At 49.0% G+C, this 24377-nt stretch carries 19 protein-coding genes; 8 read left to right on the top strand and 11 right to left on the bottom strand.

Annotated elements, in window-relative coordinates; translation table 11 throughout:
- Nucleotides 1-117: 117 nt before the first annotated feature.
- The gene (locus J2X75_RS02130; RefSeq protein ID WP_310334047.1) at nucleotides 118-4227 is read right to left on the bottom strand and encodes a DNA polymerase III subunit alpha; all 4110 of its coding nucleotides are present in this window, start codon (nucleotides 4225-4227) and stop codon (nucleotides 118-120) included.
- Nucleotides 4228-4496: 269 nt separating this feature from the next.
- Here J2X75_RS02130 and J2X75_RS02125 point away from each other — a divergent pair, with 269 nt between their 5' ends.
- The 3 genes from J2X75_RS02125 (at nucleotide 4497) to J2X75_RS02115 (ending at nucleotide 5760) form a co-directional block, all read left to right on the top strand.
- Nucleotides 4497-4826 carry a YtrH family sporulation protein gene (locus tag J2X75_RS02125; RefSeq protein ID WP_026081169.1) on the top strand — a complete coding sequence of 110 codons (330 nt, stop codon included), beginning with the start codon at nucleotides 4497-4499 and terminating at the stop codon, nucleotides 4824-4826.
- Nucleotides 4827-4847: 21 nt separating this feature from the next.
- The gene (locus J2X75_RS02120) at nucleotides 4848-5336 is read left to right on the top strand and encodes a sporulation membrane protein YtrI (protein ID WP_017689500.1); all 489 of its coding nucleotides are present in this window, start codon (nucleotides 4848-4850) and stop codon (nucleotides 5334-5336) included.
- An 82-nt stretch (nucleotides 5337-5418) separates the two neighbouring features.
- Nucleotides 5419-5760, top strand: coding sequence for a YtpI family protein (locus tag J2X75_RS02115; RefSeq protein WP_150365730.1), 342 nt, complete (start codon nucleotides 5419-5421; stop codon nucleotides 5758-5760).
- A 145-nt stretch (nucleotides 5761-5905) separates the two neighbouring features.
- On the opposite strand, the gene J2X75_RS02110 is transcribed toward J2X75_RS02115, so the two are convergent.
- From J2X75_RS02110 to J2X75_RS02100, 3 genes are all read right to left on the bottom strand, one after another.
- Nucleotides 5906-7240, bottom strand: coding sequence for a DRTGG domain-containing protein (locus tag J2X75_RS02110; RefSeq protein WP_310334042.1), 1335 nt, complete (start codon nucleotides 7238-7240; stop codon nucleotides 5906-5908).
- 211 nt (nucleotides 7241-7451) lie between these two features.
- Complete coding sequence (locus J2X75_RS02105) at nucleotides 7452-7736, bottom strand: hypothetical protein (protein ID WP_085981456.1); 285 nt, start codon at nucleotides 7734-7736, stop codon at nucleotides 7452-7454.
- Between the two features lie 319 nt (nucleotides 7737-8055).
- The gene (locus J2X75_RS02100) at nucleotides 8056-8403 is read right to left on the bottom strand and encodes a YlbF/YmcA family competence regulator (RefSeq protein WP_036609862.1); all 348 of its coding nucleotides are present in this window, start codon (nucleotides 8401-8403) and stop codon (nucleotides 8056-8058) included.
- Between the two features lie 237 nt (nucleotides 8404-8640).
- On the opposite strand from J2X75_RS02100, the gene J2X75_RS02095 reads away from it, so the two are divergent.
- The 5 genes from J2X75_RS02095 to J2X75_RS02075 are packed head-to-tail and all read left to right on the top strand — an operon-like array spanning nucleotide 8641 to nucleotide 15002.
- Nucleotides 8641-10008, top strand: a complete 1368-nt coding sequence (locus tag J2X75_RS02095; protein WP_074094376.1) for a YheC/YheD family endospore coat-associated protein — start codon at nucleotides 8641-8643, stop codon at nucleotides 10006-10008.
- Nucleotides 10009-10057: 49 nt separating this feature from the next.
- Nucleotides 10058-11248 carry a YheC/YheD family endospore coat-associated protein gene (locus J2X75_RS02090; protein WP_310334038.1) on the top strand — a complete coding sequence of 397 codons (1191 nt, stop codon included), beginning with the start codon at nucleotides 10058-10060 and terminating at the stop codon, nucleotides 11246-11248.
- Between the two features lie 60 nt (nucleotides 11249-11308).
- Entirely contained in the window at nucleotides 11309-12682 is a 1374-nt protein-coding gene (locus tag J2X75_RS02085; RefSeq protein WP_310334037.1) for a YheC/YheD family endospore coat-associated protein, read from the top strand.
- Nucleotides 12682-13788 (top strand): YheC/YheD family endospore coat-associated protein, encoded by a 1107-nt coding sequence (locus J2X75_RS02080; protein ID WP_310334034.1) that lies wholly within the window; start codon nucleotides 12682-12684, stop codon nucleotides 13786-13788. The genes J2X75_RS02085 and J2X75_RS02080 overlap by 1 nt, the downstream gene beginning before the upstream one ends.
- Nucleotides 13789-13823: 35 nt before the next feature.
- Nucleotides 13824-15002: a YheC/YheD family endospore coat-associated protein gene (locus tag J2X75_RS02075; protein WP_310334033.1), complete on the top strand. Its 1179-nt coding sequence runs from the start codon at nucleotides 13824-13826 to the stop codon at nucleotides 15000-15002.
- 66 nt (nucleotides 15003-15068) lie between these two features.
- Here the strand turns inward: J2X75_RS02075 and J2X75_RS02070 are convergent, their stop codons facing one another.
- The 7 genes from J2X75_RS02070 to J2X75_RS02040 form a co-directional block, all read right to left on the bottom strand.
- On the bottom strand, nucleotides 15069-16991 hold the full coding sequence (locus J2X75_RS02070; RefSeq protein WP_310334031.1) for an alginate lyase family protein: 1923 nt from the start codon (nucleotides 16989-16991) through the stop codon (nucleotides 15069-15071).
- Complete coding sequence (locus tag J2X75_RS02065) at nucleotides 16988-17323, bottom strand: cupin domain-containing protein (protein WP_310334030.1); 336 nt, start codon at nucleotides 17321-17323, stop codon at nucleotides 16988-16990. The genes J2X75_RS02070 and J2X75_RS02065 overlap by 4 nt, the downstream gene beginning before the upstream one ends.
- 68 nt (nucleotides 17324-17391) lie before the next feature.
- Nucleotides 17392-18789 (bottom strand): ABC transporter substrate-binding protein, encoded by a 1398-nt coding sequence (locus J2X75_RS02060; RefSeq protein WP_310334028.1) that lies wholly within the window; start codon nucleotides 18787-18789, stop codon nucleotides 17392-17394.
- Nucleotides 18790-18922: 133 nt separating this feature from the next.
- Nucleotides 18923-20527, bottom strand: a complete 1605-nt coding sequence (locus tag J2X75_RS02055) for a helix-turn-helix domain-containing protein (protein ID WP_310334027.1) — start codon at nucleotides 20525-20527, stop codon at nucleotides 18923-18925.
- 11 nt (nucleotides 20528-20538) lie between these two features.
- A complete protein-coding gene (locus tag J2X75_RS02050; RefSeq protein ID WP_310334026.1) occupies nucleotides 20539-22290 on the bottom strand; it encodes a sensor histidine kinase in 1752 nt (583 codons plus the stop codon).
- 104 nt (nucleotides 22291-22394) lie between these two features.
- Nucleotides 22395-23264: a carbohydrate ABC transporter permease gene (locus J2X75_RS02045; RefSeq protein WP_310336617.1), complete on the bottom strand. Its 870-nt coding sequence runs from the start codon at nucleotides 23262-23264 to the stop codon at nucleotides 22395-22397.
- Between the two features lie 22 nt (nucleotides 23265-23286).
- Nucleotides 23287-24177: a carbohydrate ABC transporter permease gene (locus J2X75_RS02040; RefSeq protein ID WP_076209116.1), complete on the bottom strand. Its 891-nt coding sequence runs from the start codon at nucleotides 24175-24177 to the stop codon at nucleotides 23287-23289.
- Nucleotides 24178-24377: the final 200 nt, after the last annotated feature.

Here is a 24377-nt window from a genome sequence, read left to right as displayed (position 1 = left end):
ATGTGCGGATGTTTGAAATCAGCAACCGCGCTAAAATAATCACAAAAAAACCTGTTCAGCATTGAGCCAAACAGGTTTCATACTATGGATAAGTGCTATCACTTACGGGACAGCCTCTTATTTAATTTTGACTGTACCTTCACCCAGCATCTTCTCCATATCGGAGAACAAGGTTGGTGATGGCTTAATCCGGTAGGCATCACTCAGCGCAAGCAGCTTCTGCTGCTGCTCATAGAAGAGCACTGTCGCCACAGGTCCGGGATGCTCCTGAAGCAGTTGCTTCAGTCGTGCCAGAAGCTCAGGCTTCTCCGCATGCGGGGCAATCTTCACGAACACCCGCTGCTCCACGGCCCGCGGTTCGCGGCTCTGCGCCGGGCTGCCAGCCGCCTCAGCGGCACCGCCAGGCCGGGAAGCCGCCGCCGCGGCTGCGCCCGTCCCCCCCGCATCGCTGCTACGCACAGCGGAAGCATCCCCGCCTGCGCTGCTGCGCTGCGCTTCGGCTCCTGCGCCCGCTGGCCGCCGCGGCGAAGCCGCCTGCGCCGGGCGCGAGGAGCTAGCGCTACCGGGCTTGCCGCGCCGGTCGCGGCTGCGCAGCTGCTGCTCCAGTGCCGCCGGTGACAACGGCACCACTTCCTCAGCCAGCAGCTTAAACCCTTCGTCCTGCTGCTGCACTTTGGCACGCACGACGAGCAGTTCACCTTTCCCGACATGTTGCTGGCTACGCCGCCATACCTCGGGAAAGAGAACCACTTCACAGCGTTCAATCTGGTCTTCCAGCTCCATGAACGCCATCGCCTTGCCCTGTTTCGTCGTAATCGACTTCACGGACACCACCATACCCGCGGCGACGGTCATCGTGTCGTCTGCCGCCTCGGTCAGCTCCATGATCCGGTCAGCCCCACTCGATTCCAGCACATCTTCATAGTCATCCAGCGGATGCCCGGAGAGATACAAACCTAACAACTCACGCTCTAGCTCCAGTTGCTGCCCTGAGGAATAAGGAGGAATTTCCGGGTATTCAATCTCCCAGTTTGGCGTCTCAACAAAGTCGAACAATTGAATCTGCAGATCCTCACGTTCCTTGCGCCATTTCAGAGCCGCCTCAACAGTCTCATCCAGCATCGCCAGCAATTGGGCCCGGTGCCCAGGTAATGTGTCAAAAGCTCCAGCCTGGATCAGCGATTCAATCACACGTTTGTTGCATACACGCAGATCCACACGACGACAAAAATCGAGCAAACTGTCGAACGGTCTCTCCTGCCTTACGATCATAATGCTTTCCATTGCCTGGGTACCGACATTTTTCACAGCGGCCAGACCAAATCGTATTGCACCCGTTAATTTTTCCTCATCCGGACTATCATTAGACACTGCAACGTTCTTCTCCGCAGAGGACAGTTCCCCATGTTCCTCGTGAGAGGAAGACGCTTCTTGTCCTTCGTCATTACCATTTTCCAATGAAGAAGCCGCCACCAATCCCGGTTCCTTCCGGTTGTCGGATGCCTCAGGCATGGTTGTCGCTGCCTGCCAATCATATCCACCACTGTCCTCATCGGGTCCAGGACCGGGATCATCCGGCAGAGGTGCTTCACCATATTCGGCTTGTCCCGAATGCCCATCATGCTCATGAACGCGATCTTCCCTGAAGGAACTCCCGTTACCATTCGCGGCATGTTCTTCGGAAGGGCTTCCGGCGTCACTCTCTGCATCTGCTCCCGCAGTCTGCTGCGATGCGCTGCTCTGATCCCCGGCTCCTGCGCTGCCGGACGGCACAAATACAGGTGTAAACAGAATACCGCTCTCATTCACATCCGGCGGAAGCACCTCCATGTCCATACGCCGACATTCCACTACGTACTCTGCCACTTTCCGATGACTGCCCATTACAGCTGTTAACATGGATGCCATAAAATGAACCGGATAATGTGCCTTCAGATATGCCGTCTGGAACGCAAGCACACCATATGCCGCGGCATGAGCACGCGGGAAGCCATAGTTGGCAAACTTGACGATCATATCATAGACCAGGTCTGCCTCTTCTTCGCTATACCCTTGTTTCAGACTGCCTTGTACAAAGTGTCCACGCTCCAGATCCAGCACTTCCCGTTTCTTCTTGGAGACCGCTCTGCGGAGCAAATCTGCCTCACCCAGCGAGAAACCCGCCATCCGGGAGGCTATCTGCATGATCTGTTCCTGATACACGATGATGCCGTACGTATCTTTCAGGATAGGCTCCAGATCCACATGGGGGTAATCCACTTCAATCTGTCCATGCTTGCCCTGGATGTATTTGGATATGAACTCCATCGGACCCGGACGGTACAAGGCAAGTACAGAGATTACATCTTCAAAACTACTGGGCCTCATCTCTTTAAGAACACGGCGTACCCCGGCAGACTCCAGTTGGAATATGCCCATCGTGTCCCCTCGCCCAAGCATCTCGTACGTTAACGCATCATCATCGGGGATAAGGCGAAAATCCGGAATTTCTCCATGTTCCCCAATCCAGCGTACACACCGCTCAATGATTGAGAGGGTACGCAGACCAAGAAAGTCCATTTTAAGCAACCCGATCGACTCCAGGTTTTCCATGGAATACTGGGTTAACGCTGTTCCTTCACTGCCCTCCTGAAGTGGCACCGCATCCGTCAGTGGATCACGGGAGATGACCACTCCCGCTGCATGCGTCGAAGCATGACGTGGCATACCTTCGACCTTCATCGCCATATCCAGCAGCTCACGTGTCTTAGGCTTGGTTTCATACAGCGCCTTCAGTTCAGGTGTAGCTTCCATGGCCCGCTCAATGTTAATGCCGAGCTGCGCCGGAATCAGCTTTGCAGCCTTGTCCACTTCGCCATAAGGCACATTCAGTGCACGCCCCACATCACGTACAGCTGCACGGGCAGCCATTGTTCCAAACGTAATAATCTGGGCGACATGGGCTTTGCCATATTTATGCGCGACATAATCAATGACCTCATCCCGCCGCTCATCACTGAAGTCAATATCTATATCCGGCATGGAGATCCGCTCGGGATTCAGGAACCGTTCGAAGAGCAGGTTGTATTTCATCGGATCAACATCGGTAATATGTAGCGTATACGCTACCAGACTTCCTGCCGAGGAGCCCCGGCCTGGTCCAGTAACAATGCCTTGTTTATGCGCATAGGCGATAAAATCCCAGACAATCAGGAAATAATCCGAGAACCCCATGCTGTCGATCACACCCAGTTCATACGCCAGGCGTTGTTCGAGTTCGGATCGAAGCTCCGCATCTGTCCAACGTGTGGACTGCGCGTAACGCTCCTCCATTCCTTCTTCGCACAGCTGACGCAGATACGAAGAAGGGCTGAATCCATCAGGAAGCGGTCTGTATTCCGGCAAAATCGATTTGCCAAATTCCAGTTTCAACTCACAAGATTCCGCAATGCGGACGGTGTTGGCCAGAGCCTCGGGCACATGAGGAAACAAACGAGCCATCTCTTCTTCACTTTTCAGATAGAGCTGATTGGTTCCAATTCGGAGCCGATTCTCATCATCCACAGTCTTGCCCGTTCCGATACAGATTAGCACGTCCTGAAGCTCAGCATCCTCTTCCGAAAGATAATGCGCATCATTGGTCGCTACAAGCGGAATCTCCAGCTCAGAAGCCAGTTTGATCAACTGCGGATTTACCCTTTTTTGCTCGGAAAGCCCGTGATCCTGAAGTTCCAGATAGAAGTCGTCACCAAAGATATTTTTGTAGCGTAACGCCGCACGTCTCGCCTCTTCTTCTCTTCCATGCAATAAGTGCTGAGGAACCTCGCCCCCCAGACAGGCGCTAAGACAGATAATTCCCTCATGATGGGCAGCCAGACTTTCCATATCAACACGGGGTTTGTAATGAAAACCTTCGAGATGTCCAATGGAGCACAATTTCATCAGATTACGGTAACCCGTCATATTTTTGGCCAGCAAAATCAAATGATGAATCGGTTGATCCTTGCGGCTTCCCCGCTCTTTGCGGGACCCTGCTGTCATGTATGCCTCGCACCCTATAATCGGCTTGATGCCTCGCTCCATGCATGCTTTATAAAAAGGAATTGCACCATACATCACGCCATGGTCGGTCAGCGCAAGTGTCGTCATTCCGAGATCTGCAGCCTTATTCACGAGATCCGGAATACGCGCAGCGCCGTCCAGCAAACTGTATTCGCTGTGAACGTGCAAATGCACAAAAGAACTCATGTTTTTTTCTTCCTTTCGCCGCAGATAGTCGCAGCATCGATCTTCTGATCCGTCTGCTACCCTATCTATCTCATATATATATGAATTAAATAAATAAAAAATGGAATCTCCTTATTAGATTTCGTGACAACCTCATAAAAAGGAGACTTTATTATTCTATTTTATCATAACGTTCGGGGGCACGCCCATACAATAGAAGTACAAGCCGCTCCCCCTGTGACAGACCAAAGACAGGAGGTGTGCTGCTAGGTCTGAAAGGGGTGTTGCCAGTGAGCACATTTTTGTCCAAAGCCATTCTTGATTTCTTTATTGCGTTTGGAATCGTGCTGGGCGGCGCGATGATCGGAGGTATTGGAGCAGTGATCTCTCTTCAGCCTCCGACACAGACGATGCTCGATATTTCCGGGAAAATAAAGATATGGGCACTCGCAGCCGCTGTTGGCGGCACAATAGATCCCATGCGTGTCATCGAGAGCAATTTCCTGGATGGTAACCTGTCTCCGGCGGTCAAACAAATCCTGTATTTAATCTCTGCTTTTATGGGGGCGCATATGGGAACCGAGCTGGTGAAATGGGTGTGCGGCGGAGGCCGGAGCTAATATGAGACAGGAACAGCGTTCATGAGAATTCCGCCATTTTCCCGTTACCGCCCGCTGATGCGAATGACCGCTGTGTTTGTTCTGGGAATGATCGCTGGATGTGTCGTCTACAACGGCGTATTTCACCTGAGTTACAATGCGTTGTGGCTGAACAATCAGGAGCTGCAGCTTCAGCTGCATCAGAATGAGGAGGATATCAAAACGCTGAAAAAATACAGTAAACGCCAAACCGTTATCAAGGAAATCAAGGTCCGTGCAGAAGAATCGGATAAGGGGCCAGATGAGGCTTCTCTGAAAGTGATGTTACAGAAGCTCGGAGACGAACTTGAGGTACTTCGGGGCAGAGATGTATTCAACATCGACGAGTATAGCAAAATGACGAGAATCATGCTGAATCAGAAAGTGTACTCGGTCAGGGAAAAGGAGTACACCGTTCAGGTCAAAACGATGCTGGTTATGGAAGGCGTACTGCAAGTTTGGGTACAGATTCGCATGCACGTTCCTGCGTAACAGCAAAAAACTGCCCTTGTCTGCATCTCTCCATGGTACAATAAAGGCAGTAAATGCTTTCCAGAAAAGGAGCTGCGTCTTTGTGTTCATTGATGTACTCAAATATGCTCTAATTGCCATCTTTGCTGTTGCCATGGTTTTTGCAGCGTTGAACAGTATTCGTTCACACAGAAGCTCGGATGCTGCCAGCGCCGGTCTGTACCGTTCGTGGACAAATATCTGGATGGGTGGCATGCTTGTTGTGCTTGCGCTGATCCTGATGTTTGTCTTCACGGGTTCCACTTTATCTGTGGTTGTGGAAGCGCTATTTCTGATTATGGGTGCGTATAATGTATTTGCCGGAATACGTAACCGCAGTTATTATGCCCGGCTTCAACAACGATCCAGTAATGGATCAGGAAAAACTTCCGGACAATCTGCATGATTTGTTGAAGCGCTATGGTTGTGTTTGCAAAAAGAGAGTACTTCCCCTTCGTTAAGCTCTGCCAGAACCGCGCGACAGCGCAACCTGGCAGAGCTTCTCGATCAGGGAGTACTCTCTTTGTTTATGCCCGAGTCAACGTACCCTGCTAGGCATGGTCAATCGACTGCAATGTCATTACCGCTTTGCATACCACACTGCCTTCACGGGTAACCACAATGTCCATTTTGCACGTTCGACGACTGGTTTCCAGAATTAACGGTCGAACCAGGATTTGATCCTCAATCTGTACCGGTCGAACAAAATACGTCGTTACATTATCCACCACATGGTCGTTCCCTGTAACATCCCACGCTGCCCGCCGGCCAGCCTGTGTCATCACATTCAACAGAACACCTTCGGAGATCGTACCCAGATCCGTTGCCATCTGAGGAATGATGAATCCGTGAAATAACAGTTCGTTCTGCTCACCGCGCTCCTCGGCAAACCCGTTCCAGATCAGATGATCAAACGTCTCTCCCAGTTGTGGCTGCTTCTGTGCATCCCGCATGGCCTGAAGCACTTCCTTGCGTGTGACGGACGCAATCAGTTTGCGGTTCCGATCCACGATTGGCAGAAAATCGATGCCTTCCCAAGTCATAATCTGGGCAGCAGAAGCAAGAGATGTCTGCAATGAGGCCGTAATCGGGCGGCGTATCACACATTTCTCAATACTTTGATCTTCTTTCAGCTCACTGACATCCTTCAGACTCACAATGCCGATGACCCGGTTCCATTCATCCACCACCGGGAAGCGGTGTTCACCCGTCTCCGAAACCAACATATGAAAATCTGCGGCTGAACTGGTGACCTTCAATACCTGCAAGCGAGGTTTCTGACCAATGATATCCTCAACAAGCATAATTTTTTTCTTAATCAGCCGATCAAAGATCGCACGGTTAATCATTGAAGCCACTGTGAATGTATCATGTCTGGATGAAATAATCGGTAGCCCAAGCTCGTCAGCCATAATTCTTACTTCACGACTTGTCCCAAAACCACCCGTAATCAACACGCCCGCTCCCTGTTCGAGGGCAAGCGAGTGAGCATCTTCACGGTTACCTACAATCAGTAGACTCCCAGCGTCAATATAACGGGCCATTGCCTGTTCTTTCATCGCACCAATCACATACTTGTGCAGCGGTTTGGCGAGACCTTCGTTCCCCCCCAGCACATGGCCTTCCACAATGGTCACAACATCAGCAAAGGTCAACTGTTCCGACATGCCCCGAGGTCTCTTCTCGATCCGCACCGTTCCAATTCGTTCCTTGGTCACGACCAGCCCGAAGCTCTCCGCCTCTTTCACCGCACGATATGCTGTCCCTTCACTTACACCCAGCTCCCGCGCAAGTCCACGTACTGATATTTTGCTGCCAACCTTCAGTTGTTCAATATGTTGAAGTAACTGTTCATGCTTCGTTACGTTCTCTTCCTGTCCGTCCAACTGTACCACCCCCGAAGATGCATCTGTACTATACTGTATCTATTATAACACGGCTTTAGGAAAATAACCCCACCCCTCCCCCATTCTCATAGGCAAGTTCGCCATCTGAATTTAATCATCTGATTAACCTCTAATTCTGTATGTACCAAAAAAGACCGGCCCCCTTGTGTTAAGGGATTCCGGTCTTCCATGTTGGATCTCATACTGTACCTTATACAGACTCGCTCCGCTCCTGCTTGTCCAGCAGTTTCATCTCCCACTGCCGCAGCTTCGCCCGGCGAACGGCTTCCAGTGCACGCTTCTTCTCTTCATCTACACCGAGAATAAAATGCAGATGTGCACCAACGATTAATAAAGAGAACAGCACCCATACGATGCCAAAAATATTAACCCAGTCCATTCCTCCAGCAAAGGAAATCCGCGGCAGTGCAATGACCAGCATCGACAACGCAATAAGCAGATAGATCACATGTTTTGCTTTTTTCAACCTCTTCACCATTCACAGCTCCTTCGTTCTTGATCGACTCTATATGTCTAGTCTATGAACGATAAGGAGCCAATATGAAAGGTTCAGGTAAAAAAACAAGACAACCTTTTAGTACGTGTTCAAAAAGATCAGTTTTCAGTACCGAGAAGATGGAATGAAGCTAGAAATGGAGTAGCGGAGCGTAGGACAACTACGTGAGCAACCGCAATGTTTCCGCAGGAAACAACCTTCGTAAGCCCACACTTATTTCGGCTGAATTTCATATTCGATGCTGATGATGCCGCTAGGCATCATTCGTAATCAAAAGTGGACTTTTTGAACAACCTTTTTACGCTTCAGCGCCACCGTACAGATGACCCAGACTATCAGCAATAATTTTGTTCACGTCTTCAATGATGACACTGAGGCGACGCTCCGCATCAAACAAGCGACGGATGTTCAGATTCAAACTCAGTACTTCAAACAGTTTCTCCATTTTCTCCATCTCATCCGGAGCTGGCATATCCCCGCTCATCATACGTTGTTGCAATTCCATTTGTTGATCACGGAAGTTATCCAGCATTGCTTTTGCATCTGGATCAGCTTCAATCAGCTTCATCGCGGAAGTAATCTCTTCCACCTCGCTGCTTTCTCTCAGTGCTTTGGCCAAATCATTGGCTTTGTCATAAATGTTCACTATTATTCCTCCTCAGATTGGTTTGTTCATCCGTGTTAATACACGCTTTTCTTCGCTGTCAAACAAGGGCGATCTGAAACAGGCCATCCATAACCTGCCTCGAAATCAAATGCATTTAATCCATATGGGTCAATCACCAAGGGTTATATGTCCTCATATGATGAAGCACATGCCATGTTCAGATGCCGTTCAACTTCGAGATCAGACATCAAGTTGCCGCCCGGAAGGAGATCCGTGATGTCCACTAAAAAAGTAACGATTCAGGTTACCGGCTCGGGCATCCTGCAGGACGACGTCATCATGCTGGGCGAAGGGGTACTTAAGGCGCTTAAAATCCCTTCAGGAAGGCCGCTTCAGCTGCAATTTGGCTCTTTCCGCCGCGAAGTCACTGTTATTCCGGTACCAAGGTATGACGGGCTGCGCATCAATCAGACAGTTGCCAGCAAGACCGGTCTCGTTCCACGTTCGGTCCTGAGGGTATCCTATCGTTCAGCCAGCCGTACGCTTCGCCTTGGCCCCTACATCAGTGTACTGGTTAGCCAGGATTATCCCGATCAGCCCGATCGGCCCTTTGGCTCCATCACGATGTTCTGTCAAGAACTGGTGAACGCCTGCCGTAAGCAAGGCGCCTATGTATCCTTTTTCACACCGGAGGATATTGGAGCGGTAACGGGTTATATGAAAGGCTGGGTGTATGATGACGGCTGGAAAAAGACTGTTCTGCCTGTAGCAGACGTCGTCAATAACCGGCTAACGTCCCGCAAGCTTGAGAACAAACCTAGCGTACAGCATTTTATGAAAGAAGTAAAATCGCTCTACGGCACGCAAACCTTCAATGAAAAGTTTCTGGACAAAAACGAAGTGTTTGACGCACTCAAGTCCATTTCAACGCTTAAACGAGTTCTTCCCGAGTCTCATTTACTCAAGACGTCCGCCATGCTCAAGACGATGTGCAACCGACATCCGGTTGTATTTCTGAAGCCCGTACGCGGTTCTTTGGGCAAAGGGATCATCCGGGTCTCACGTCAGACGGACGGAAGCTTCCTGACTCTGGCGACTGGCGTCGGGGGTACCCGGAAACAAACGTATACTTCTCTGGATAAACTGTATGCCAGTATGTCTGGGAAAATGAAAACAACGCGTTATCAGATCCAACAAGGGCTGACTCTCATTGACAACAGTGGCAGACCCGTGGATTTCCGTGCGCTCGTGCAAAAAAACCGTACAGGTAAATGGAGTGTAACCTCCATCGTCGCCCGGATTGCAGGCGGGAGTCACTACGTATCCAATCTGGCACGGGGTGGAAGTCTCAGCACCGTCAAGGATGCTGTTGCCAAAACACAGTTGTCTGGATCAGCCAAAGCTTCCGCGTATGCAGGATTGCACACCGCAGCACTGGATATCGCAAAAGGGATCGAGAGTGCCATCCCTGCTCATTTTGGTGAACTTGGTATTGATCTGGCTCTGGACACCACTGGGCGCGTATGGCTGCTCGAAGTCAACTCCAAACCATCCAAGAATGATAATACACCACTGAGTGAGAGCAAAATCCGCCCTTCCGTCAAAGCCATGCTTGAATATTCTACGTACCTGGCGGGTTTTTGAAAAGTTGTTCCTTATTGGAACAAATCTGATAGAGGAGAGGTGCAGCGTAATGTTTCCATCATCTCAGACCAAGACATTGGCCATTCTGGTACGTGCAACCGAAGGCTCACCTCCCTTTACAGATGAACTTTTCTGCCGTCGTCTCAGTTTGGGGAGTATGCGATACGCCCTTCAGATTATTGTGATCCCAATATCGAATGATGCAGTCCATCTCCCTCTTCAATGGGGATATGCCTACCATCAAGGGAAGTGGAATTCGGTACCTGTTCCTGCAGTCGATCTCATTATGGATCGTTGTCTTCGCCCTATCTCCAGGTACGTCAGACAACAGCTTAAGGAATGGATACCAACCAACGGCACAGATCAACACCGTTATTGGTCTGCTTCCCTTCCAGGAAAATGGGAGGTACATCGTGTGTTGTCCCGAAATCCTGAATTGAGGTCACAGCTTGCTCCCACAACCCGGATAGGATCGCATATTCCTTGGGAAACATGGCTGGACCGTTGGCCCAAAGGACTGTTCTTCAAACCGGTATCCGGGACTCATGGCAAAAATACCTTTCGCCTGTCTCAGGGCACGACTCCATCAACATGGATCGTGGAAGGGCGTAACGAGGACAATGAACCCTTTTTTCTTACATTCAACCATACCCAGGCTGTATCTTCCTGGCTAGCATTACATCAGGCTGAGCGTAAGATGATCGTGCAGCCATATCTGGAGCTTAGCCATCATGGAAGAGCATTCGACATACGGGCTCTAATGCAAAAGAATGGGCAAGGTCGCTGGACACTTACCGGATGTATGGTACGGGAAGGACCCGAAGGTTCACTCACGTCCAATCTTCACGGTGGGGGTAAAGCATATCCTGCCCACGCATATCTGCTCCAGCGATATGGAACGATCCGCACGGAAACTCTGCTGAAGAGCATCCGGCAGACTGCTACTCTTATCCCCACCCTGCTGGAAAGCCGTTTCGGCAGGTTAGCCGAATTGGGGCTTGATTTCGGAGCAGATGCAGAGGGCCTACTCTGGCTAATTGAAGTCAACTCCAAACCAGGCCGCACCTCATTCGCAGAAGCGGGCGACCGACGCATGCATACCCTGACTTATACCCGGCCGCTTGCCTATGCCCGTTATCTGTTGCAACAACATGTTCTCACGGACGTCATTCGTCCAATGAAATTGCCGAATACATCCAGCAAAGCTGGCCTGAAACCCATCCCGATTCACGGCGGCTGAGGCCCGCAGCGCCCGCTTGCCATGGAGCCCAAGGATCTTTTCAGGATAGGAGGATAAATCATGAGTTTGACCTTTTGCAATCTGCATTTCACCAAGCAACCGGATAAAGTGGTTTATGTATCCAACGCTTTAATGAAGAGCCTCAACCTGTCCGGCAAAAAAACGGTGCACCTTCGCTTCGGGCGTGACCGGGTACCTGCAACGATCAAACCAATCAAAAAAGCAGGTAAACATCTGTATCTCGCTTCAGGTATCCGTAATATGATGAACGTTCCCAAACGAGGCAGTATTTATCTCCGGAATTTGCAAAATGATGAGGTCCAGTTAGGTCCACTGATCGGCGTACTCTCTGATGGGCCTGCGACGAGCACGAATCCATTCGGTTCCCGTACTGGTTTCATTAAACAGTTACTCCGTGAGGGCAGCCGAAAATCCTATATTTATGCCTTTACTCCCCGGGATATCAATTGGCAGAATGAGACGGTATCCGGTTTTTTTCTGAATGATAACGGAAGCTTTACCCGCAAAACGGTACCTCTGCCCGATGTCGTCTACAACCGGTTACCAAGCCGTCGTTCAGATTTCTCACCAGCCATTAACCAACTGCGGGAACGATTTATCCGTCGGAAAATTCCTTTTTTCAACTGGAGCTTCTTCAACAAATCGGATATCTATACATTGCTGGAGAATGAACCAACAGCCGGAAGGTATATCCCTGAATCAATTACCAATCCGTCCGTTGAACAGATGAAGGAAATGTTGGAACGCCATCAGTTTGTCTACTATAAGCCTACTGCAGGAAGTCTGGGGAACGGGATCTATCGCCTGACTTATTCGCCCAAACGTGGATATTTCGCACGTTATCGCAAAAAAGGCGGTAATGCACTCCTGCGTTTTGGGTCCTTCAACAGTCTGATGCGCATGCTTCAGGGAAGACATGGCAAACAGCTACGCGGATATGTAGTTCAGCAGGGAATACGTCTAATTGAGATTGATGAATGTCCAATTGATTTCCGTTTTCACATGCACAAAAATGGTAACAATCAATGGGTTGTTGTCGGGATTGGAGCCAAAAAGGCAGGACGTGGCAGCGTCACAACACACATCAAAAATGGCGGCTCCCTAATGACTCCTGAGCAGGCGCTCAGTCGCAACTTCGGCGATCGTGCGGGAGAAGTTCTTCAGCATGCCAAATCCGTCGCTATTACACTGGCCCAGGCGATTGAAACCCAGCACCAGCATCTGATTGGTGAGATTGGCTTTGATCTGGGCATTGATCAGGAGGAACATGTATGGATGTTCGAAGCGAACGCCAAACCCGGGCGCTCCATTTTCCGTCACCCTTCACTCCGGGTGGAGGGCAAATCGTCGGTGGAGCACATCTTGGAACACTGCCTGTATTTGAGCAAGTTCCGGAAGAAGGAAGAAATTTGATGAGCCTTCATGATGATTTCAAACCTGTCATTGCTGTTTTGACCATGCATGATAAACAGCGCATGTTCAGGGGAAATCATCAAAATTTTCAGGATATCTTACAGACAGGCGAGAGCATGGGATACGTGGTGTACATTGTGACTGTAAGGGATCTGAACGTGAGTGGTCCCACCGTGAAAGGATATACGTACAACAAGGGGAGTGGAAAGTGGGTTTCACAACCTTTCCCCCTTCCCCATGTTCTGTACAATCGTATTCCCAACCGGGAAGACGAAAGAAAACCTTCCGTTCAGCGCAAAATTGACGAATGCATGCAATCAGGAATCGAACTGTATAACCCATTCTTTTTCAACAAATGGGATCTGTTCGAATGGCTTAAGAAGTCCAAATCGACTCAGCAACTGATCCCTTATACTCGGCGGATGCGAAGTGCTTCTTCTCTGGGTGCCGTTCTACGGGCGTATCCCTATCTGTACCTTAAGCCCGAGAGCGGCAAAGCTGGCAAAGGAATCATGATGCTTAAATTCCAGGAAAAAGAACGGCTTCCCTATCGACTCAAAATACAAACCACACGTAGAAGCACGACCTATAAAACATCTACACTTACCAAGTTATGGGCACGAATTCGCAAAGAAACCGGACATACGCCCTATATCATGCAACAAGGCATTGAATTGGCCTCCTCTCGTAAACGCCCCTTCGATCTGCGTGTTCTTGTACAAAAGAACACCAAGGGCCAATGGAGCGTAACCGGAGTAGGAGCGAGACTTGCTGGCTCCCGCAGCATTACAACGCATGTACCGCGCGGCGGGAGCGTAGAAGACCCTGAGAAGCTGCTGACCGAGCTTTTTGGCGAAGAAATGTCAACAACCCTGATGAAACGTGTGAAATCCACTTCATTAATGATCGCAAGACAGGTAGAACGGGGATCAGGTTACACGCTCGGAGAAATGTCCATGGATCTGGGCATTGATGACCTGGGGGAACTCTGGTTCTTCGAAGCCAACGCAAAGCCCATGAAGTTTGATGAACCACAGATCAGACGGCGGTCATTGGAACGTATATTTCACTACAGCGCTTATCTTGCCCGTCAGTCCAAACGATGATAGACAGGAATACTGCAAAAAGAAGGTGATTGTTTGTGTCCTCACCTGTTCTGGGCATTATGACGTTGTACTTAAATGAACATCGCGCTCTTGAAGAACGAAGCGTCTATCGCAGAATGATTCTTGAAGGGCGCAAGCGGGGACTCGATATCTATGTATTCACACCAGCCGACGTACACCCCGGCGGCAAACAAATTGAAGCCATGGTTTTTCATGAGGGAAAAGGCTGGTCCAGGGAGTGGCGATCATTCCCGGACCTGATCTTTGATCGCTGCCGGATTCAGCGTAACCGAAGGTTCCAGCAATTGCTTGCTTTTCGTGAGAAATATGGGCATCTGCTCTTTCTGAACAGGCCACTGCGCAATAAATGGACCATCCACCAGACCCTTTTACAAAAAGCAAACTTTCGTGAACACCTGCCGGAAACCGCTCTATTTCAGGATATGTCCGATGTAAACCGGATGCTCAAAGTTTCTTCTCTGGTCTATCTCAAACCCATTAATGGAACAGGCGGACGTGGTATTCTGCGCATTGAACGCAGCAGTAGCGAGGCTAATACGGTGCTTGTTCAGGGGCGGGATCAGAAACGTCGTATCATCACTCCACGTAAAGTTCATTTATCACGACTTGGCGCGTTGCTCCAGCACTGGAACATGAAAGACAAGTATCTTGTACAAAAGGGCATTCAACTTCAGCTTCCGAATGGACGTGTGCATGATTATCGCATGCTCGTTCAGAAGAACGGTGAAGGACAATGGGAGCTTACTGGATGTGCTGGACGCATGGGTGCAGAAAAAAGCGTGACCTCCAATCTGCATGGCGGCGGTCAGGCAATAGCGATGAACCGACTCATGAAGCAATGGATCGAAGATGACGACCTCCGGGCAGAAATTAACACAACTGCAGAAACGTTTGGCATTGATGTTGCTTCGTTTCTGGAAGATACGTATGGGGACCTGTGTGAGCTGGCACTTGATTTGGCGATTGACAGAAGCGGACGTATCTACCTGCTTGAAGTTAATCCCAAACCTGCGCGTGAAGTATTCGCTCGCATCGGTGAGCGGGACATCTATTATAAAGCCATCACTCAACCGCTGGAGTACGCCTTATGGGTATATCGCAACAGACCTCCCGGAACGTCCAGAAAGCCAGCCATTCCTAGGCACGCTTCGCAAAAATCCGCCAGAGTAAAAAGAAAAAGGAAAGTCAAATGAATGGATAAGACAAAGCAGGAGTGTATGTTCGCCAAGTGCGAGCATCTGCTCCTGCTTCACTGTTTTTTATTTCTGTTCTTTCGTCCATTGCAGTGTTTCGTTGTCAATCACAATAAACCCTTTTTCCTCACCTTGCACATAAGATAATGCCAATCTCATCAGGTCAGGTTCCAGTTGGCATGTGGTAACACGTGTAACTTGGTCTGTATGATCCGCGGGCAGGCACAACGTCAGAATACCCACTTTACCCGAGAAATCAGTCTTGCCCTGGATGACCGATGTTTCCGACTTGGAACCATACACCTCAGATACCCAGCCGGGCTGCTCCGTCAACGCGAAGGCTCCCTTCCCTATGCCTGCCGTAACCCATTGCATCGTCAGCGTTATGGAAGATGCCTCATAGCTCATATCCGCCGTCATTTCTCCAGCTTCATTGATCCTCAACACAATATCCGCTTGCGGATGCAGGTGAAAACGTTGCTCCAGAGTATGCTCTGCTTCTGCCTCCAGCCAATCCACAATTAGTAGTATAGGGGTTTCCACCCCTGCCAGCATCCACCGACGATGTGTAACTGGATCTGACAAATGCGTATATCCATCCTGCGAAGCATCAATGAAGTGATAGCTGTCATTGCTCTCCCAACGTAACGTTGTGGCCTGAGCCTCCGGTTCACCCCATTGCTGTGTGGAGAGATAAGGTGTCTGATCCAGACCATCCACAGTGACGGTATTGTGCGCCCGCGTACTTTTGAAATACCGACGCCATTTCCCTTCTTCATACGTATAACGTCCGGTGTCCGTGAAGAAAAGCTGGTTCTTCCACATCCACTCCACATTCAGCGCATCCGCATGTCCGTGTGCTCCGCCCATGGCAGCCGCATCAAAAAAAAGATATTGATACTTGTCCCTCATGACATAATATCCTGTCTGCGGAAAAGCCCGGCTCGACAACGCCGGAGAAGAAGAAGCCTGTAGTCTGAGGCATCGCTCATATTTCTCCACACCCAGCAACCAGAGACACTCCGAGCTTTCCGTTCCGCGAGCCATCAAATCAGCATCGTCCAGGATCGCTCCAAGCAGGGTCAGTCGTTGTCGTCCATCGCCAACCCAATCCGAATCACCAATACCGGTAGACTGATGATCTGGTCGGATCAGCGCCTCGGTGAATGCAGCCATTTGGCGCAGACAGCGGGCATACCATGCCGAGAAAGGATGTCCTGATATCTCGCCCAACCGATAAGGGGTGCCAAACATCTCGATGCTTGCATTGTGGTAATGTGTTGTCAGTTCAACCTGTATTCCCTCTTCACCCAACTGATGCAGCAAACACAGCTCAAGACGTTCCATCGCCACTTGACGCCAGTATGGACTTCGCGGGTGCTGGTGGTAGAACGTAGCAATCATGAATAACCCTTGCATATGCATAATGGCATGATTGATTTCCGTGTTGCCGAGGTAACGGGTCAAAAACTCGGCGTGCTCGTCCAGACCTTGTCGAAACTCCGCCTGAAAGCCTTCGTCTATCAGTGAACTCGCTTCCATATATTTATATGCCGATATCCAGGACTGCACACGTAGTCCCGTCTCCAGCAGGCGCCACGGACCGGGTTTTTGAAAGAACACAGCCTCGTCGTAAACCAGATTTACAGGTACCGGGTTTTGCTGTCTCCAGCTACGGAAGTGGTCAATAAATGCTGTTACATATAGCGGATTGCCCTTCATCAGATACGCCTTGCCCAGATCGAGCATATGCCAGTGTCGATTGATGCCCCATGTGAACTCCAGATCATTGGTCGGGTTGTGAAGCCAGTCCACAGGTGTCCCCATCGGAATCCAGCGATTCAGATCGTTGGTATAAGGAACGTTAAATTCATTCAGGATGGCACGATTGGCAATCGTGAGCGAATTTCGGGCTTCTTCCGGAAAATGTTTTTCATAATATTGGGCAGCCCGTTGCAGATCCGTTGCCGAAAGGTAAAAATCGCTCATTGGGATGCCTCAAGGAAATCCTGACGGAACGGGGTAAACACATCCAGAATGACGGAGTCCTCCAGTGCCTTGACCCCATGCGGGACGTTAAAACCGGCATAAAAGCTGTCTCCTGCTTTTAAGATGCGAATTTCTTCACCGACCTGAACCTCAAAGCTGCCTTTGACGATATAACTGACCTGCTCGTGCGCATCATGGGAGTGAACTTCTCCAATACCACCTTTAGCAAAGGTAACCTCCACCATCATTAATGTACCGCCCATACCCAAGATCTTGCGGGAACTCGTTTCGTTCACGATATGTGCATCGATAGACGCATGATTAATAATCATTTTGCTTTTCCCCTTTCCTTGTGAATAAGCGACCGAAGTAGTTAAACCACGGCCGCTATGAACGTTTATTAGTCTTCTGTGGACAATTTACCCTGAAGTTTGGAAGAATCAAACGAAGGATCAGCAGTTATGTTGGTCAGCCCTGCCGCTTTGGTTTTCTCCAGAGCTGCATTGTACCTTGTATCCAAATCCTTGATCACACCATCGAGATCGCCACCCGTGAATACAAAGATTGAAAAAGCCTCACTCCATTTGGTGCCTTCCAGTGAACTCTCGGTTACCACACTTGGATTTGCCGGGAAAATGGCATCATAACGTTTGGGTAGGAAACCTTCAATGCCCGGAATGCTTGGTTTTTTGTCAGAGCTTAATACAGCAGGAATCAGTGAGATTCCGTATCCTTTTTCGTAATACTCACTCTGAAGATCTGTGCTGTACACATACTCCATAAACTTCCATGCCGCTTCCTTGTTGGCAGAATCTGCATTGATGCCGATGTAGGAGCCCCCGATGACTTGTGAAGCGCCCTTGATCGTTCCATCATTTGTTGGCACAGGAGCCGCTGCCCAATTTTCTTTTGTAGGAAACTGATCTTTATATACACCTGGTTCACCTGAGTGGTTAATGTACATTCCGATTTTGCCTTGAGCAAACTGGGCTCTGAGCGGATCGATGTCCAGACTTTCAACCCCTGGCAGCATGCTGCCATCCTGATTCATCTGACGAAGTGCCATTGCAATATCCTTGTACATCCCAAAATCAAATTGGCCAGTCTTGTAGTTGTAACCATCAATACCCACAGTATTGCTTGCACCTGCAATCGTATTGGCTGCTCTCCAGAAGCCGCTGCTGCTCTTGAACGGGCTCGCAAAGCCATAGATGCCTTCACTTTTACCAGCTTCGGTAATTTTTTTTGCATCCGCAACCATCTCAGCCAACGTTTTTGGCGGACTCTCGATCCCTGCCTTTTTAAAAATATCCTTGTTATACACAAGCCGCCAGACCTGCCCTGTATTGGGGAGGGAATATATTTTTCCATCAATCGTGTTTTTATTTTCAATCAAGCTGTCTTTAAACACGGCCTTCATCTCATCACTCATATATCCATCGATCGGGGCGAGATACCCCTTCTGATAATATGTCTGAAAATCATTAACTTGCAGCACATCGGGTGCCTGCTTGCTGGCAAAAGCAATATCGACCGCCTGTGGATAGTTGTCCCCCATCACGGTCATCTCCACTTCAATGTTGTCCTTGTTCGTCTGGTTGAACTCATCGATCTTGGATTTCATAAAATCAGCATCATGGCGGTCCGGTGTCCAATATATGATTTTGGTTTTCCCTCCGGCATTCTCCCCGCTGGTCCCCGATTCGCTATTTGCCGAAGTACCACTGTCAGCAGAACAACCTGCCAAACTTAGCGCCAGTAATGCACTTAGCGTAGTCACCATCCACTTTTTAACCATTGATATGCCCCCTTATGCTTGTCTGGACAACCCGTTTGGTTATCCGTTAACGTAATGATAATCGCTACGCTTTCATGGAGGTGAGGGACATTCTGACTTTGCATGGTGGGAAAAATGACGATCCGTATCGGTTTTAATTCTCATACATTTGCCGGAAGCAGGTTGGCGTCATACCGCAATATTTCTTGAACAAACCGCTGAAATAAGGCCTGTCCTCATAACCCAGCCTCTGGCAGATCTCTTGCACCTGTACACCTGCAACCAGCAACTCTTTGGCCTTTTCCATCCTCATCTTAGTAATATATTGAATCGGCGTTATGCCCGTTTCCTTTTTGAAGGCATTGGCAAAGTAACTCGGACTTAAATGTACGGATTGGGCACAGGCATGCAGCGTCAGATTTTCTGCAAGATTCAGACTGATATATTCCTGTGCTTTGCTAATCGCCTGTTTGACATCGGTGAGTCGTTTTTTGTCCATAATCTCGCAACCCATACTGCTAAAATGCTTGATGTATCCCCTCCAGCCCTCAAACGTCAAGGAGCGCATCGCTTCAAGCACTGTCAGGTCGGCCTCCAGACGCAAGCGTTCCTCTGCTGTAATCTCATCACAAAAGGCACGGTAGATGGCAAAAGCCAGTCCAGACAGCAAACGAATCATCGTGAGCGGCTCGGGAAAACCTTCGGAGACCTGCCATTCTTCGAGAATTTCATCAATGATGCGGTGACAGGTACTCTCATTACCACATTTGAGTGCGTAAAAAAGCTCTTTCTCCTTCTCCAAAGGATACACCGGAGCCACACAGGCCTGATTCTCCAGTTCAGCATACTTGAGGATGCAATTTCCTTCTCTGTAAAAACGATAGGATATCGCCTGATCTGCATGTGCGTAGGACGTCCAGATTTCCTGTGGTCTGCGTGCAATCGTACCAACACCAATCGAGACTGTTTTTTTGCTGAATCGCTCCACATTTTGGCGACATTGCTCCAGCAGCTCGGAGACGTCGATCTGGCTTGGTGTGTTAAATATCGCGGCAAGCCGGTATCGATTTTCCCGTAAAACAACGCCTTTGGTATAACGGTTCAAGGTTTCTCCCACAATATTTTGGACCGCAAAAGGAACGATTTCGGCATCCAGATGCATCGTGTATCCATATCGCGTATAACCATCCACCTCGATGACCATCACGAGAAGATTGGAGGAATCGAGATCAATATGCAGCTCGTTCCAGCGACTTTCATTCAGGAAACCCCCGATTTCATGACGCAACAAGCCCAGGAGATAGCTGTGACGCTCGTACTGGTTGCTGCTCTCCACCTTCTGCTCCAACTGTTCCAACTGTTTGCACTGTGCCTGCTCTTCCTTAATCACCTGTCTTACCTTCAACACCGCACCGAGTATTTCTTCAGGGGTAAACGGCTTGAGCAAATAGTCGGATGCACCCAGCTTGATGGCCTCCTGTGCATATTGGAAATCCGAATAACCACTGATGAAAATAAATTTGGCTCGCAGTCCGGCATCCAATGCCCGCTTCATTAGCTCCAGCCCGCTCAACTTGGGCATCCTGATATCACTAATCACGATGTCGGGTTGCTGCTCCAGCAACAAGGACCAACCGCGCTCTCCATTATTCGCCGTGCCTACAATCCGAACCTGATGATCTTCCCACGGAATAGTTGAAGATATGCCCTTTACAACTGCCTGGATATCATCCATAACACACATCGTCAATTGGCCCATACTGCCCCTCCTCAGGTGATCGGAATCGTGATAACAACTGTTGTCCCTACATCTGTACTGCTATGAAATACAATCGAGGCCACATCCCCATAGTGCAGGCTTAATCTGCCATGGAGATTGGATAGGGCATAACCTTTGCGTCCCCCGTCAGGAGCATCCTCAGCATAGATACTGGCTACATCCATACCACATCCATTGTCAGCCACTTCCAGCCGTAGTGTGTCACCCTGACGATCAATGCGGATCAGGATAACGCCCAAATCTTCTTTGTCATTGAATCCATGCAGGATGGAATTCTCCACCAAGGGCTGAAGCAATATTTTTAAAATATCGACAGCGTAACAAGACGGGTCCCCCACCTCAATCCGATAAATGAACAGATCCTCGTAACATTTTTGCTGAAGCTGCATGTATTGTTCGACATGTTTGATCTCCTGCTCCACACTGGTTATGTCTTTCCCATCATTCAGTCCCAGACGGAATAATAAGGATAAGGAGACGATCATCTCACTTACATCCTTCTTCTCTCCGCTCTCACTTTTCCAGAACATCGTATTAAGCGTATTGTAGAGGAAATGAGGATCAACCTGCGCCTGAAGCGCCTTGACTTCAAACCGCCGTTTGTCTTGCTCCGTTGTCCGTACTTCTTCAAACAGAATCTGAATCTGGTCCAACATCCGATTGAAACGATGCCCTACGGCGCTGACTTCATCGTCATACTTGCTGCGAAACCGTACATCCAGAACATTGGACTCCACCTCAACCATCAGGCGTCGCAGTTTGTTCAGTGGCTTCAGCAGAGCGGAGGCCAGCAGCCTGGACAACCCGAGTGCGAGTAAAATGCAAAACAACATAATCAGGATGATCAGCCAGCGTATCTTTTGTAGGGGGGACAACAAGTCAGCCTTGGACTGTACACTTACCATGACCCAATCCTCGTTCATCGACAATGCCGAATAGTTAACAAGCATGTCCTCCCCCTGATCGTTCCTGTAGGTGAAATCCCCAGCATCGTCACGGCTAAACTGTTGTGTAAAGTCAGGCTCCATAATGAAATCGTAATTTCGGGACCTGGGCCGAATGACTTCATTTCCGTTTTTGTGCAGCAAAAACAGTTGAATCTGGTTATTCATGAGATCCTGCGTCAGAATGTCTCGCATCGCCTCTTCCTTCATATTGACGACCATATATACATTCGAATAGGTATGATTATCGATCACAATGGGTTTGAGCAACAGAGATAACACATTTCCTTGGGATTGGAATAACTGACTCTGATGTGAACCAAACCACATCGTATTCCAGCCTTGCAGCTTCACGTAGCGTCCGTATTCCCTGTCGAAAGAGTTATTGCGATTCGGAAAATCTTTGGTCGAGAAAAAATCACCGATGGGTGTTGTCAGATAAGCGGTATCAATCAGTGGCTCTACGAGCTTCAATTGAGCAAACGACGTTTGCAGCAACGAGAGATTCTGATAATAATGAGATGTTTTATTTTTTCCCACGTCCTTCATGACCTGGGTGAACGTTTCATTAAGCATAAAAGAAAAAGAGGATACAACAATGTGCCTCAGATGTTCATCCATAACCTGCACTGATTTGTTCAGAATGCTTTGTTTCAGTTCAAGTGCATTCTGCTCAATGCTTCGTGCAGCAAAGAGATAAGAGCATATCCCGGTCACACTGATGCACAAGACAACGAGAAAAATGTACAACAGCTGTATTCTTTTTTTCAGGGACATTTTATAAAAGTCGAATATCATCGGCGCTCGCTCCTTGAACACGGCTTGGCCCGTCCGCTGTGAATTAAAATGAGTATAGCACAGTGGAATTACCCGTAAAACCGTTTCCATGATTGTGCTCACGCCTATCCTTTCACAGCTCCCAAGGTCACCTGCATGAATGATTTGTTGGCAAAAATATAAACGATGAGCAGCGGCAAAATGGACAGACAGGCTCCGGCCATCATCAGTTGGACCTCAGCCGCAGCTCCGATGCCATATCGCAGATTAGCCAGTCCAACCGGCAAAGTCTGCAAGTCCGGATTGCTCATGGTGAACACAAAAGGAAGAATATATTCATTCCAAGAACTCTGGAATACACCCAGACCTGCAACGGCGAGTCCGGGCCGCAGAAGTGGAAGAATAATTCGCCAGTATGTGGTGAAGAAATTGCAGCCATCAATCATCGCCGCTTCATCCAGTTCGCGCGGGATGCTCTTGAAGAAACCAATCAGAATAAAGTATGTGGCAGCGTGTGCGCTGATCAATATAATAATAACGCCCCACAACGTGGTATTTAGCCCCAGCTTAACCATGAGGTCGAATTGCGGACGCAGCACAACCGCGCCTATGGAAATAAACAGAGTAGATGCCATGAGCAGGGTGTACCCCTTTTTCCCTTTGAAATTCACTCGATCCACAGCGTAGGCTGACATCGAAGCTACCAGCAACGTGCCAATTGTTGTACTGATGCTAACAAACACGCTGTTAATCGTAAAACCCGAAAAATTGGCGGTTTTCCAAGCCTGAGCATAGTTGGAGAACTGCCAAATCTTCGGCCAGATGGTAGCTCCTCCGGTCAATTCCTGGTTTGTTTTGAAGGAACCGAGCAATACAAGTATGATGGGGAAAAGCGACAGCAGAGCGATTGCGATCAAAAACAACCAAAGTACCGTTCGTTTGGTCCAGCGAATGAGTTGGGGAGACCCTGAGGGCGCTAGCACGTTTTGAGTCATCATCGTTTCCTCCTGATTGGGATTAATAGACATCATTGAGCTTTTTGGATATCCGGAAATAAATGAGCGTCACAGCCCCTACGATGAGAGCCGTTGTGAAACCGACTGCACTCCCATAACCGAGCTGCTGGAGTGATTGTGTGTCAGCCGACACGGGAAACAACAGTTTGAACAAATACAGATACATCACCTCTGTTTTGCCATACGGCCCCCCTTCGGTAAGCACCATAATACTCTCGTAACCTTTCAGCGCCGTGGTAATTGCCAGCATGATGATCATCTGCAAGACAGGACCCAGCAACGGAATCGTTACATTCCGCAGTTTCTGAAATTCACTCGCTCCATCCAGCGATGCCGCCTCATAAAGCTCTTCAGGAATGCTCTGAAGACCCGCAATGAACAACAACATATAGTTGCCCACAGCCCCCCAGATAGCAATGATGATGGTTGTTAACATGGCATGTTCAGCCCCCAGCCAGCTAATGGATTCGGAGATCACATGATACTTAAGCAGCAATTGGTTCAATATTCCGTTATAGGAGTTGAAAATAATAAAAAATACAATCGCCATGACCGAAGCACTGAAAATAGTGGGAAGATAATAGATCGCCCTAAAGAGGGATCGCCCTCTCCATTTACGATTCAGAATAATCGCCAGAGTTAACGATAGTGGAATTGTAACGACGAGTTTGCCCAGGGCATACACACCCGTGTTGCCTACAGAATCCCAGAATTGCCCGTCACGCAAAATGCGTCCAAAATTATCAAGCCCGATAAAGACCGGCGTCCCGATGCCTTGATAATCATAGAACATGTAACGCAGCGCCCATAACAGCGGATAGATCCCGAATACAAGAGTTAAAAAAAGACTTGGAAAGATGAACATATAGGCATGTATTTTGGATGGTTTCACCAGAATCGGACCCCCTATAGCTTTTGAATGAAGTATAGAGGGAATATGAAGGAAAGCGGGATAGGGAAATCAACTTTCTACAGGGGAGAATGTGACTGCATGACCAAACAAAAAAACCTGTATTCAACGAATTTCCGTTGAGTCTACAGGTTCATATCATGCGGTTCGTAATCTTAAATCTCAGTATACGTATACAGCGT

The sequence above is a fragment of the Paenibacillus sp. 2003 genome (genome assembly GCF_031455635.1).
Taxonomy (GTDB): domain Bacteria; phylum Bacillota; class Bacilli; order Paenibacillales; family Paenibacillaceae; genus Paenibacillus; species Paenibacillus amylolyticus_B.
This window is presented reverse-complemented; position numbering and strand designations above follow the sequence as displayed.